The following is a 12,968-nucleotide window of genomic DNA, read 5'->3' on the forward strand; positions in this document are numbered from 1 at the left end:
AGGGAGTGACGCGGATCATGACATTGCCTGCAACCGAATCATTTTTACAGCGATTGCGCCACAGCGACTATTTCGTGAGAGATCATCGTGTTCACGGCGTCTGCACCCTTCCGGGTGTAGTACTGCTGGATATGGTGTATCGACTGAGCAACAGCCATCTGCGTACAACCTCCATTGAACTTCGGGATATCGTGTTTACACAGCCGATTGTCACTTCGACCGATTTTGATGTGGATATTAGGCTGACATTGTCCATGAAGGTAGATGAGGGTCAGGTCACGATTCATAGCCGCAAAGTACCAAAAGACGGTGAGCCGCCTTCATCTGATGTGCTGAATATGGAATGCAAGCTGTATTTGCTCGGAGGGAGGGAGCCTGTACAACCTCTACAGCATACACAACCGCTACCTTCCAAAGACACAGACGGGCTTCAGACATGGGATATGGATCAGATCTATCAGCTCGCCCGACAGGCGGATATACAACATTTTTCCTTTATGAAAAACAACGGAGAAGTCTACAGACAAGACCAAATGGAGTGGATGGATATCCAGCTGAGTAGCCTGGCCGAGCAGTATTTGGACAAGTTCCACGCTCATGTGGCCCTGTTGGATGGGGCGACCTTTGCCGGGTCGTCCTTCCGCCTGGGGCATGTCGACGGTCTGGATGCAGAAGTTCCGCCATACATTCCGTTCATGATTGAACGATTTGTTATATACGACCGTTTTCCAGCTGAGATTCGCACGTTTACCGAACAAACACCAAGTGATCTTTCCGGTGGGGATATCATCTCCCGCAGCATTGCTGTTACGGATCGGGAGGGCAGATTGCTTGCGGAGTTTGTGCATTTGAAGGCAAAAAGGGTTCGCCATGCCGCATCCATTACCGGACTGACAAACCCAATGACAACTGGACGCAGCAACAAACCAGCTTCTAAAGCGGCCATAGCTGAAAGTTCCGAATGGGCAAAGACAACTCAATTGTCTGCGGGCTCACAAGATCAGGTCCGAACCACGATTTCGGCTTATGTGAAAGCTGAAATCGCACGTATGCTGAACATTTTACCTGAGACAGTGGATGAGCATGCAGGCTTCTATGAGCAGGGACTAGATTCCATGCATCTGCTTGAGCTCGTGAAACGGCTGGAAAACCGGGTGAACATGGCGCTTTATCCAACGCTGCTGTTTGAGCACTCTTCCGTGCAGGCGTTGACCGAATACCTATACACACATTGTTCCGACGCCTGGAATGAGGCAGCCGCGGTGTCGGAACGTGTGAACTTGAATACGCTCCCGGCTCAAAGCAGTCATTCGACTGATGAACAACCTGCAACGCATTCGGAAATACCAGCAACAGCCAGAGAAATCGAGGGGAAAGGAGAACCTGTATGTTATGAGCCTAAATGGATTAAAACACTGGATATCCATGAGGCTGAATCTGCCCGACACATGATAGCAGATGGAAAAGAGCTGCAGTCCGATCTTACCCCGTACCGGATAGTTGTTCTCTATGGCAATTATCCGGATCTTGCTGCCAAGTTGGAGCTTCAATCTGACATATACGAGGTTCATCAATTGCCTGATCATTTGTCCATGGACGTTGATCTGTACCGCCAGAAGGTAACCGCGTTATACGGAATGATCCAGGCAAAAGCAATTCACCCGAATGAGGGCAGACGAATCGTTCTTCAAGTGCTGTCGGATTCCCGTGACACGGGAGGATACATTCACGGATTTGAAGGGCTGGTAAAGACAGCTGCGATGGAGCTTCCAGTCTTTGGGGCTCAATTAATCAGAATGGATCTGCATGAAAGCTCCATGGATGAGACGTTAATTCGTCAACTTCGACTCGAAGCCGAAAACATCTCGTCAGGGTCCGCTGTCTCCATATGGTACAAAGGAGACTCCCTTCAGCGGCATGTTCGCAAGCTGGTGGAGATACCTGTTCCGGGGGCCGCATTGGAAAAAAACTATAAGCCTGACGGAGTCTATGTTATTACCGGCGGCATGGGGGGGCTGGGGTATGCGCTGGCCGTGCATCTTTCCCGTCAATGCAGATGCAAGCTGGTTCTTGTCGGGCGTTCTCCGCTGAGTGAGAACATTCAGAGCAAACTGAATCCGCTGAGAATCAACGGTGCAGAAGCCATGTATATTCAGGCCGATACAACCGTTCAGGCCGAGATGAAGCAGGCTGTCCTGCAGATTCGGGATCAGTATGGCGAAATCACGGGGGTATTTCACTGTGCAGGAACTGCCAAAGACCAGTTGATGCTGCAAAAGCCTTTGTCCGACCTGGAGCAGGTGTTAAAGCCCAAAATGGATGGGCTCTGGAATCTGGAGCAGGCCTTAAATGATCTCAGACCAGAGTTCACGGTTGCGTTTTCCTCCCTGTCAGCCATTGTAGGCAACAAAGGGCAGGCTGATTACGCTGTGGCCAACAGCTGTATGGACAGACTTTTGTTGAATCATCAGGAGGGAGGTGGAACAAACGGGACAATTACACGCCAGTTTACAATTAACTGGCCGTTATGGGCAGATGGCGGCATGCAAGTGAATGATCACATTCGCAGCAGCATGTATTCTTCCTCCGGTTCAATGCCGCTGCCGCTGGCAGAGGGGATGGCGCTTATCGACCGGATTATTGCTCAGGATGTTTCGCAGGTCGTACTTCTCTATGGAAACAAATCCCGGATTCAGTCCGTCATGGGAGACGACATGGCTATTCATTTGCCGCCGCCATCTGATCCGGAAGATATTGCTGTCATCGGCATGGCGGGAAGGTATCCCTCGGCGAACAACATGGACGAATTGGCCCGGATTCTGAAAGAGGGACGAGATTGTATCACGCCCATGCCAGATGAACGCTGGGCGGGGCTGCATCTTCCGTATTCCGCTTCTGAATATTACCCGGCTGGCGGATTTCTGGACATGATCGATGACTTTGATCCGGCCTTCTTTCAAATTTCGCCGCTTCAGGCCGAGAGGATGGACCCGCAGGCACGCCTGTTTTTGCAGACGGCATGGGAAGCCTGTGAAGATGCAGGCTTTGCTATTGAACGTGACAAGCATCATGATGCTTCAGCAGCCAAGCGGAATGTCGGTGTATTTGCTGGCGTGTTCTGGAACCATTATGAACTGCTTGGCGCAGCCATGACGCAGCAAGGCACGCCTACGGCTATGGGCAGCAACGCTTCAGCCATCGCCAATCTGGTTTCTTACCACCTGAATTTTCATGGGCCATCCATCGCTGTAGACAGCATGTGTTCTTCCTCACTGACAGCGATACATTTGGCATGTGAGAGCATCCGGCATGGACAGAGCCAGTATGCCATAGCAGGAGGGGTGAATCTGGTCACCCATCCCCATAAGTATGTATTTCTGAAACAGGCTAAGTTTCTGTCATCGGACGGAAAATGTCGCAGCTTTGGCAAGGATGGGGACGGCTATGTACCAAGTGAAGGGGTAGGCGCTGTCCTGCTCACAACGGTGGCTGAAGCCCGCAAGCAAGGTTATCCGGTCTATGGCGTCATTAAGGGTTCAGCTCTGAATCATGCTGGCAAAACGTCCGGAACGACGGTACCAGATCCAGTGGCCCAATCGGAAGTCATCGCAGATGCACTCGCGGCAGCAGACATTGAGCCAGGAACCATCGGATATATCGAAGCCCACGGAACCGGAACGTCACTGGGTGATCCCATTGAAATTCAGGGGCTGGATCGTGCCTTTAGAAATAGCCGCAATCCGGGCCAAAACTGTGCTGTCGGTTCCCTGAAGTCCAACATTGGACATCTGGAAGCAGCGGCAGGTGTCGCCGGGCTAACCAAGCTTATCCTTCAAATCAAGCACAGGGAGCTGTTTCCTTCGCTGCATGCTGAGGAGCTGAACCCGCTTATTCCGTTTGAGAACACCTGCTTCCACGTGCAGCAGACAACCTCGCCCTGGGAGCGCCGTCATGGGAAACAGAATGGGCGCTATGCGGAGTGGCCTGTTCGTGCCGGGTTGAGTTCTTTTGGCGCAAGCGGAAGCAATGCACATCTGATCGTAGAGGAATATATTCCAACTGCTGTCTCATGGACAGATCATTCTGCCTTAGATGTGGGTTCCAGTGGAGCGGAAGCTTCAGGGAATAGGGAAGTGGTTCTTCCAATCTCGGCCAGAACACAGGAAAGATTGATCGAATACGCTCGCCAGGTTCGTCTTTATTTGGAGAACGGTGGTTTGTTTGAGCGCCTAATAGACATCGCCTACACGTTTCAGGTTGGAAGAACGGACATGAAATACAGGGTTGCTTGGACGGGCAGCAGCCACAGTGAACTGGTGGAACAGATCGATCGCTTCCTACACGGTCAATCCTCATTGCAACAAAATTCCAGTGAAAAATTTGATGATATGACTTTGCTGGAAGATCGTCCTTCGTCGCAGGAGAAGCTTCATCAATGGGCTGCCTTGTGGGAGCAGGGACATGGGGTAGACTGGACAGCTTTGTATGATGATCTTCAGACAAAACCTACTATTGTCCGTGTACCCACGTATCCTTTTGCCAGAAATCGTTACTGGATTCAGGCTGAAGATCAATCACTTGGAGAGACAACGAGGGAAAAGGGATCGCAATTGAACCGTGCGGAAACATCCCCTTCCAAAGTTGCAGACGCGGACATTGTTCAGCATATGAATGAAACATCCAATCCTGTTACGGGATCTGCAATGACGCCTTCGTTTCAGGAAAAGCAGGGGGAAGAACAGGTTCTATCCTTATTATCCCAAACGGTGTCTTCTCTGTTGAAAGTCAGCACCTACGATTTGGACAGTGATGCGGAATGGGCAGAATACGGTTTTGATTCCATTCTGTTCACAGAGCTCGCGGATCGGTTGAACCGCGACCATGGATTGGGTTTGACACCCGCCATCTTTTTTGAGCATGGCACTATTCGCCAGTTGGCGGTTCATTTGCTGCAAACTTCATTGCGGTCAACGGCTTCAGAAGAGAAGAAACACACATCTGCCCGTTCCCATACAGGGACGGACAGCCAGCTTAATTCGGGTTCAGACCAGCTGTCTTCCCCCGAGCCCATAGCCATTGTGGGTATTAGCGCCAAGTTTCCCATGGCCGATAACGCGGAGCAATTTTGGCATAATCTGCTTGATGGCAAAGACTGCATTTCGGAGATTCCGGAGGAACGTTGGCGCTGGCAGGATTATATGGGTGATCCACTTAGAGAGAACGGCAAAACCAACGTAAAACATGCGGGATTTATGAGCGGAATCAGTGAGTTCGATCCACTGTTTTTTGGCATTTCTCCCAAGGAAGCCATTCACATGGACCCGCAACAGCGCTTGCTGATGATGCATGTGTGGAAAGTGATTGAAGATGCAGGTTATGCACCGTCAGACCTGTCAGGGTCGGCCATGGGACTGTTCATTGGCACAGGCAGCAGCGGATATAATGTCATGCTGGCCCAGTCGAATGAAGCGGTCGAGGCATACTCCGTCACAGCCACCGTTCCTTCGGTCGGCCCTAATCGGATGAGCTACACACTGAACATACATGGTCCTAGCCAGCCTGTCGAAACGTCCTGCTCCAGCTCCCTGGTCGCCATTCATCGGGCCGTTCAAGCCATTCGAAATGGGGATTGCGAGACGGCTGTAGCCGGGGGGGTAAATACGATCCTGTCCGTAGATGCTCATATCAGTCTGACCAAAGCGGGCATGCTTAGCGCGGACGGGCGTTGCAAAACCTTTTCAAGCGAGGCAAACGGTTACGGCCGTGGCGAAGGGGTAGGAATGATTTTTCTGAAGAAATTGAGTGATGCTCAGCGCGACCATGACCACATTTACGGCTTGATCCGCGGTAGCGGGGAAAATCACGGCGGAAAGGCAGGCTCACTTACTGCTCCCAACCCTAAGGCACAAACAGCCCTGCTGAAATCCGTGTATGCCCGAGCAGGAATTGATCCTTCCACTATAAATTATATTGAAGCACATGGCACAGGCACACCGCTTGGTGATCCAATTGAGATCAATGCGCTCAAGACAGTATTTCAGGATACGAGGGCAGACTTATCAACCGCAGGGCAGACTTCCACTCCAGGACAGTCAATCGAATACTGCGGCGTCGGCTCTGTCAAAACAAATATCGGTCACCTGGAGCTGGCTTCCGGCATTGCCGGAGTAATTAAGGTGTTATTGCAGATGAAACACCGCAAGCTTGTTCCCAGCCTGCATGCGGAGCAGCTTAGTCCGTATGTCCAGCTTGAGAACAGCCCGTTCTATGTTGTCAGACAGACGCAGGAATGGGAGAGACTCAAAGGCGGCAATGGTAGCGAAATTCCTCGTAGGGCAGGAGTAAGCTCCTTTGGTTTTGGGGGTTCGAATGCCCACGTTATTCTGGAGGAATATATACCACCACGACAGCATGATGAGGTGACCGGTTCTGAATCCGAGCTGGCTCCTGTTGCGATCGTGCTGTCGGCCAAGAGCAAGGAGCGGCTCAAGGAACAAATGATCCAGTTGTCGGCTGCCCTGCTTCGCAATGAGGAGGAGGATACTTCTCAACAGCTTCGCCGCATTGCCTGTACACTTCAGACAGGAAGACAAGCGATGGAATACCGTGCAGGCTTCATAGCCGCATCGATTACAGAGCTAAAATCCTTGCTGGACGGCTATGTTCAGGAAGCGCACCTGTGGACCGATTCGGATGAATCCGTACATGCGCAGCGTTCATCGGAATCTGCGAACGGTCACAAGCTTCATATTGGCTCCATTGCACCTCACAAACGGACGGCAGCACTATTCAGAGAGGATGAAGAACTCGGCGAAGCGCTGCAAAAATGGATTAAACGTTGCAAATACCATAAATTGCTTGAACTGTGGGTGCAGGGCGTAGAGATCCAGTGGGAGCTGTTATATACAGAGGATCGTCCTGAGCGGATATCCCTTCCAACCTATCCGTTTACACCCGAGAAATACTGGGTTGGAATGAAGAATACTGGGACGGAAGATTCATTCGAAGCAAGTAACGAAGAGATGGAAACCGCACCCGTTGCCATAGCTGAAGTTATCGGATCAACAGCCCCGAATCCTTCGGTTGAAAGTGAGATCAGAAGCATAATGGCAGCTCTGCTGGGGATCCCACCAGACGACATGGACGAGCATCGTTCGCTGGAGGATTACGGAATGGACTCTGTACTGGCGCTTCAGCTTCTTCATCATCTCCAAGTTCAGATTTCCTCTGAAATTGGTATGGAGGATCTGAATAAATGCCATACCCTGCAGGATGTCATCAGCGTGATAAAGTCTCGGCGAGGAAATGCATGTAATCCATACTTGCCAATATAAAAAGCGAGAAGAAGGAGCGGATCACCATGTGGATTGGATTTTTGTTAATTATCATCTCACTCATTCGTATACCATCGGTTGTTATTGCCATGCGTAACGAGAAAAAGATCGTTGCAGGAGGCGGCACCGAGTACGGCAACCTGAACAGCAAAGTTTTATTTGTGCTGCAAAACCTGATTTATCTGAGCTGCATTGTATACGCCTTTATTTACGATGTGAAGTTTAATGCATTGACCGTGATTGGTCTTGTCGTATATGTGTTTGCCCTTTGCTGTCTCATCTATGTTATTCGCAAACTCAGCCCTTTTTGGACATACAAGCTATACATTGCGAGAGACCACAAACTGGTGCAAAGCTCACTGTTCCGGCTGGTGCGCCATCCCAATTATTACCTGAACATCATTCCCGAGCTTATCGGTTTTGCACTGATTTCTCAAGCCTGGCCTGTATTTGTGCCTTTGTTTATTCTTCATCTCATTACACTGTTCAACCGGATTAATCTGGAGGAAAAAGTGATGAAACAAACGTTCACTCAGTACTAGAAACTGGTTGTAATCTTAGGTAGCTACTGGCTCTTTCCAATGGCTTTTGGACCAAACGGGCTGCATCCCTTCTGCACATATGATATAAAGGAGAGCGATTGGCATGAATATCAAGGAAAGAAGCAGTTTTCCCGATTTGAACTTGGTTACAGGTTTTAAGACCAACGCGGAAAAATATGAGCCATTTGCCTGGTACAAAAAAATGCGCCAGGAAGATCCGGTTCATTATAACGAAGCCGAGGATGTCTGGAGTGTATTCAAATACGAGGATGTCAAACGGGTTGCTGAGGATAAGGAATACTTCTCCAATATGGTGCTCGCTCCACCGATTATCCAGGATACGATCATTTTTCAGGATCAACCCAAGCATACCATCAGCCGCGCGCTGTTAGCCAAAGCATTCACCCCAAAAGCGATGTCCTCCTGGGCGTCCAGAATTGATATGATTGTCCAGGAGCTGATGGAATCGATTGAAGGACGCATCGAAATAGATATGGTGCAGGATTTTGCCTCCCCGCTGCCAATGATTGTTATTTCCGAGTTACTTGGCGTTCCTACAAGCGACCGTGAGCAGTTCCGGGACTGGGCAAACACACTGACGCTGGCTCCCCAGGAGAATACGCCCGAAGAATATATGCGCATTTATCAGCTGCAGGCTCAGGCAAGTCAACAGCTTGTGGCCTATTTTCAGGACATCATTGAACTGAAACGCCTTAATCCAGCAGATGATATCATTTCCGACTTGACACAGGCAGAGGAAGATGGAGAGAAGCTGTCTTCCGAGTCGCTGATTGCAAGCTGTGTCATGCTGCTTATCGCAGGAAATGAAACCACCACCAGTCTCATCACCAACTCCATTTACACATTCAATGATCATAAACTGATTAAGGAACTGGCGCAGCATCCGCAAATGATCCCATCGGCTGTCGAGGAGATGTTACGTTACCGTTCTCCGTTGCAGCGCGCGATTCGCAAAGTGCTCAAACGCACAGAGATTGGCGGCAAAGTACTGGAGCCCGGCGACTATGTTGTCAATTGGATCGGTTCGGCGAACCGGGATGAGGACATATTTGAAGAGGGCGATAAGTTCATTCTTGGCAGAAAGAATAACCCCCATTTGGCTTTGGGTAAAGGCATCCATTTTTGCATGGGCTCCCATCTAGCCAGAATGGAAGCCAAAGCGGCGCTGACAGCGATGTTGACTACCTATCCCGGGCTTCAAGTGCATCCCGAATATGAGGTCGACGTTAATCCCAGCAATGTATACGGGCTGAAAAGTTTATCCCTTCTGCTTCAAGGCTGATCGATCTGTTAGTTAGGTGAAAAGACGTAAAAAGTGCCTAGGGTGAACCGTGACTCTAGGCTCTTTTTATTTACTTAAATGTAATTTATTATAATAATACATAATGAATGGGTTTAAAATTGTCCATAAAAAAAGATCATGGGAGGATCTATGAACTGGTACAGCTTTTTTGTACAGAGTGGGAAAGAAGAAGAAATCAAACTTTTTATGGATCGATTTTATGCGCTACAGCACTTGAGTTGTCTAGTACCCAAACGAATGATTCCGGAACGAAAGCAGGGAAAGACTCGTCATTGCACCAAAGTATTGTTTCCAGGCTATATTTTTATCCGAACCGGACAGATTCACGATTTATATTACAACATCAAAAAAACACCATATATTTTGTATATGGTCAATGGCGGCATTCACAAGCATGATCAGGCTGCAAATTTTTTCACTCCGATTCCCAAGGAACAGATGGACTGGCTCATCCAGCTATGCGGTGTCAACGGAACCATGGGATACTCGGACATCATTATCGGCGGGAACCAAATCAAAGTAACGTCCGGACCACTCCTAGGCAAAGAAGCGATGATACGGAAAATTGATAAACGCAAGTCTAGGGCCAAAATTGAGGTGCAGTTGCTGAACGAGGTCAAATTGATCGATGTTGGCATCAATGTCTTACTTGCTTGAGTTAGGTGATATAACATCGTTTTGAGTTATAGAAAGTACTCTAAATGACTATATTGACAAATTTAACGCCTTCCACTAAGATAATCGTACAAGTAAATAATGAATATAATCAGGATTGTTACTGATCAGCAGGCAAGACCGATTAATATGCAAACATGTAGAGTATAATTACCATGTGTGCACTATTAATGGTCTTTTTTATTTGCTAAATTCTGTTAACGTTTCATTTTAAAAGGAGATTCGTATGAAAATCACGCGAATTATTAATAATAATGTCGTCTGCGCTGTAAATGAAAGACGTCAGGAAATGATGCTTCTAGGAAGTGGCATTGGTTTTCAGAAGAAAAAAGGAGACGATGTGGACACAGAGAAGATTGAGAAAGAATTTTTCCTGAAGTCCAAAAATGTAACTGGCAAATTATATGCCCTGCTCGCGCAGATTCCGATGGAGTACATCCGTGTGTCCGATAGTATTATTCAATATGCCAAGCAGTCCTTGGATAAAGAGCTGAATGAAAATATATATTTGACGTTAACAGACCATATTAACTTCGCCGTATCTCGCTACAAACAGGGAATGAACTTCAACAATGCGTTATTGTCTGAAATTAAAGCATTCTACGCCAATGAGTATCGAGTGGCTTTGAAGGCTTTGGATATGATTAATCAAGAATTCAACATTACGTTGCCTGAAGATGAGGCCGGCTTTATTGCACTTCATATCGTCAATGCAGAACTCGGATCTGAAATGGAAGATACCATGAAGATCACGCAATTGATTCAAAAGGTCTTAAATATTATTCGTTATCAGTTCAAAATTCACTTTAACGAAAGTTCCCTTCACTACTCCAGACTGATCACGCATCTAAAGTTTTTTGCCTATCGTCTGTTTAACAATACGGTGATGAAAAGTAATGATAACGATTTCCTCCATATTATTAAAGAAAAATATAAGCTAGAGTACCAATGTAGTCTAAGAATTGCGCAGTTGATTCGGGTAGACTATGGGAAAGAATTAACCGAAGACGAATTGGTATATTTAACTGTTCATATCAAAAGGGTGACTGATGAAGAAAGGGATTGACCCATCATCGCTCCATAATGACTATACTAGGATTGTTACTGGTGATGCAGGCAAGACCTAGAGTTCCATCGTGTATAGAGCATATCTATATTCGATAGAACTCTAGGTCTTTTTTTGTGAAAAAATACATTGAAGGGGGAACAAAAAAAATGAAACATGAACAAACGGCTACCGACATTCTAAAACTTGTTGGTGGTGAAAAAAACATTGAAAGTGTTACACACTGTGCTACCAGGCTGCGCTTTAACTTAAAAGACGAGTCGATTGCAAACAACGAAGCACTGAAAAACGTACAAGGAGTTGTGGGTGTTGCCAGTAGTGGAGGACAGTATCAGGTCATTATCGGTAATGAGGTCAACAACGTCTATAAAGCCCTTGCGCAACTAGGGAACTTTACAAGCAAGAATGATGCTCCAGCTGTGAAAAAAGGAAAAGTCTCTACTGTTCTGGACACGATTTCCGGAATCTTTACACCCATCCTACCGGCGATGATCGGTTGCGCCATGATTAAGGCAGTTCTTCTTATTTTGAAAACCTTTGATCTCGTTGACCTTGACGGTCAATTTAATACGATTATGACTTTCGTCGGGGATGCGGCTTATTACTTCTTGCCAATGCTGCTCGCCTGGAGTGCTGCTGTTAAACTTAAAGCTAATGTGGGTTTTGCGTTAACCATTGCGGGTATCTTGTTACATCCTAGCTTTTCGGCGTTGATGTCTGCGGGTGAGCCTGTTACGTTCTTCGGTCTGCCTGTTACACAAGCAACGTATTCTTCTTCCGTTATTCCAATTATTCTAGCTGTATGGATCCTGTCATATGTGGAACGATTTGCTGAAAAGTATTCTCCTTCCGTGATCAAATCCATTCTGAAACCTTTAGTTGTAATCCTTGTTATGGCGCCTCTAACATTAATTATTCTAGGACCATTGGGTGCAATTGCCGGTAACTATCTTGCTTCTGCTGTATCCTATGTCAATACACACGCAGGATGGTTAGTGTCTGGTATTATCGGCGGGGCTTTCCCATTCCTGATTCTGACGGGGATGCACTATAGTTTGGGACCTGTTGTCCTCACTGCTTATGCGCAGACAAAAACTGATGGCATTGTTGGCCCAGGTATGCTCGTACACAATATTGCTCAAGGTGCAGCTGCGCTCGCGGTCGCATTAAGAACCAAAAATAAGGCGTTTAAACAAGTTGCATACTCTACTAGCGTAACTGCGCTGTTAGGAATTAGCGAACCTGCATTGTTTGGTGTAAATCTACGGTTGAAAAAACCGCTGATCGCTGTTGTCATTGGTGGTATTGTAGGCGGAATATACGTTGGCTTGTTCGGAGTAGCTCGATCTGCTCTAGGCATTGCCGGCTTGGCTACGTTGCCAGCATTTATCACAGATAATCCATGGAACCTAATCCATGCAGCCATTGGTCTGGTCATTGGCTTTGTTGTTACCTTTTTGATGACGCTTATTTTAGGATTTGAAGATGTGCCTGAGGATGGAGAGGATCAACGAGCAACAGCCAATTCCTCTTCATCAAACCGCGTGCCTGTTGTTAGTGTTTCTGAGCATGTGCTCATAGCACCAATGACTGGTCGAGTTCTAGAGTTATCAACAATAAAGGACGAAGCCTTTGCAACTGGAGCTATGGGAAAAGGGATCGCCATTGAACCTACAGTTGGAAAGCTTGTTTCACCAGCCGATGGTGTAATATCCGCGGTATTCCCTACCTTCCACGCAATAGGTATTAGCTCGAATAATGGCGCTGAGCTCCTCGTTCATATCGGCATGAACACGGTGAAGCTGAAAGGTGAACATTTCAAGGTGCATGTACAAGAAGGCGATGAAGTAAAAGCTGGGGATTTACTTATAGAATTCGATACAGATGCAATAGCCGCCAAAGGTTATGATCTGACTACACCTATTATTGTTACGAATTCAGATGACTTTACAGACGTAATTGGTATAGACAAACCATCGATTATGATCGGTGAAAAACTAATGAAGATCATATAAGAATATAAGGAG

At 47.4% G+C, this 12,968-nt stretch carries 5 protein-coding genes and 3 pseudogenes; all 8 read left to right on the top strand.

What is annotated here, in order from left to right; genetic code table 11:
- Positions 1-17 precede the first annotated feature (17 nt).
- Positions 18-4,934 (top strand): annotated as a pseudogene (locus AC6CIF_RS12660) (SDR family NAD(P)-dependent oxidoreductase); the annotation flags it as partial.
- Between the two features lie 120 nt (positions 4,935-5,054).
- A pseudogene (locus tag AC6CIF_RS12665) lies at positions 5,055-6,668 on the top strand (type I polyketide synthase); the annotation flags it as partial.
- 435 nt (positions 6,669-7,103) lie between these two features.
- Positions 7,104-7,334 (top strand): annotated as a pseudogene (locus tag AC6CIF_RS12670) (acyl carrier protein); the annotation flags it as partial.
- Between the two features lie 26 nt (positions 7,335-7,360).
- Complete coding sequence (locus AC6CIF_RS12675; protein ID WP_498199899.1) at positions 7,361-7,876, top strand: isoprenylcysteine carboxylmethyltransferase family protein; 516 nt, start codon at positions 7,361-7,363, stop codon at positions 7,874-7,876.
- A gap of 103 nt (positions 7,877-7,979) precedes the next feature.
- Positions 7,980-9,179, top strand: a complete 1,200-nt coding sequence (locus AC6CIF_RS12680; RefSeq protein WP_498199900.1) for a cytochrome P450 — start codon at positions 7,980-7,982, stop codon at positions 9,177-9,179.
- 150 nt (positions 9,180-9,329) lie between these two features.
- Positions 9,330-9,857, top strand: coding sequence for an antiterminator LoaP (gene loaP, locus AC6CIF_RS12685; protein WP_076216837.1), 528 nt, complete (start codon positions 9,330-9,332; stop codon positions 9,855-9,857).
- 244 nt (positions 9,858-10,101) lie between these two features.
- Positions 10,102-10,941, top strand: coding sequence for a BglG family transcription antiterminator LicT (gene licT / locus AC6CIF_RS12690; protein WP_076216836.1), 840 nt, complete (start codon positions 10,102-10,104; stop codon positions 10,939-10,941).
- Positions 10,942-11,090: 149 nt separating this feature from the next.
- Positions 11,091-12,956: a beta-glucoside-specific PTS transporter subunit IIABC gene (locus tag AC6CIF_RS12695; RefSeq protein WP_498199901.1), complete on the top strand. Its 1,866-nt coding sequence runs from the start codon at positions 11,091-11,093 to the stop codon at positions 12,954-12,956.
- Positions 12,957-12,968: the final 12 nt, after the last annotated feature.

Source organism: Paenibacillus sp. GQ49 (assembly GCF_059759055.1).

Bases quoted from the DNA above. Each gene is read 5' to 3' on its own strand.
- AC6CIF_RS12675 (WP_498199899.1), top strand. From the start codon at position 7,361: ATGTGGATTGGATTTTTGTTAATTATCATCTCACTCATTCGTATACCA.
- AC6CIF_RS12680 (WP_498199900.1), top strand. From the start codon at position 7,980: ATGAATATCAAGGAAAGAAGCAGTTTTCCCGATTTGAACTTGGTTACA.
- loaP (WP_076216837.1), top strand. From the start codon at position 9,330: ATGAACTGGTACAGCTTTTTTGTACAGAGTGGGAAAGAAGAAGAAATC.
- licT (WP_076216836.1), top strand. From the start codon at position 10,102: ATGAAAATCACGCGAATTATTAATAATAATGTCGTCTGCGCTGTAAAT.
- AC6CIF_RS12695 (WP_498199901.1), top strand. From the start codon at position 11,091: ATGAAACATGAACAAACGGCTACCGACATTCTAAAACTTGTTGGTGGT.